At 70.0% G+C, this 1,048-nt stretch carries 1 protein-coding gene; it reads right to left on the minus strand.

The window, feature by feature from the left end; all coding sequences use genetic code 11:
* Nucleotides 1-117: 117 nt before the first annotated feature.
* A complete protein-coding gene (locus AB0J09_RS65735; protein ID WP_360714751.1) occupies nt 118-894 on the minus strand; it encodes a DUF2267 domain-containing protein in 777 nt (258 codons plus the stop codon).
* Nucleotides 895-1,048 lie beyond the last annotated feature (154 nt).

Raw genomic sequence — 1,048 nt, forward strand, 5'->3', positions numbered from 1 at the left:
TCCGCGGGCTGGGCGCCGCGCTTCGCCTCTGACCGGCGCTCCTCACGCCTCGGCGGCGGGCGGCGATCAACCCTGTGCGTTCGGCGACCTGAAGGTGGTCCGCGCCGGAGGAGATCCCTAGGGGCGGGGCAGCAGTTGCCAGTATTCGTTGGGCAACTGCGCGGTCACGTCGAAGTACTCCTCACTGGAGATCGACTCGCGCAGCACACCGAAGACGGCCTGGGCGTGCTCGCGAGCCATCGCCGGCGAGGCGCCCTCCCGTTCGGCGATCCGCTGCACGAACTCGTCCACGGACATGCGCGCCGCCCGGCCGGTGCCCGCGGCCTTGCCGCGCTTCAGCGGCGGGTGCAGGTGGACGTGGATCTGGCTGATCAGGTCGTCGACCTCGCCCGGAGCGATGCGCTCGGCGAGCGTTTCCAGCACCGCCTCGGTGGCCCGGCGTGCGCTCTCGGGGTCGAGCCCGGTCCGTTTCGCGACCTTGGCCAGAAACTCCTCGACCGGCACGATCTCGACGAACCGCCGTTGGGCCTCCGCGACCAGGGGCTCGAAGTCGTCCGGGAGTTCGGCCACCATATCGGCGATCTCGTCGGGGCTCGCGGCCTGCCCGATCGCCCAGAAGACCGCACGGGCGTGCCGGTCTGCTGTGTCGAGGTCCACACCCTCGCGTTCGGCGACGCGCCGCAGGAACTCGTCGACGTCGAAGGTATCGGCGTCCGTGTCGGTGTAGAGCCAGGGCATCAACTCGGGAGGCAGCTCTCTTTGGAGATCCCGGCTCTGCCCCTTCGAGAGCCGCTCAGCGAGGGTTCGGAGCGTGGCCTGCACAGCCCGTTCCACGGCCTGGCTCCCCCCGCCGATCTGCTGCTCCACGATCTTGAAGAACTGCTCGTAATCCATGCCAACCCCCGCGCCGGCTCCGTCACAGTACGCGTTCTTGCTGGTCAACTACCCCGTAATGGAGACCGTCACCCGCGCTCCTGACAGCTCGGCCGCCGGGCGCCGGGGTTGGCCGCCAGGGCCGCCCGTTCGGCGTGGACCAGCGACCAGAGGC

The organism is Nonomuraea sp. NPDC049784 (genome assembly GCF_040659615.1).
In the GTDB taxonomy this organism is placed as follows: Bacteria; Actinomycetota; Actinomycetes; order Streptosporangiales; family Streptosporangiaceae; genus Nonomuraea.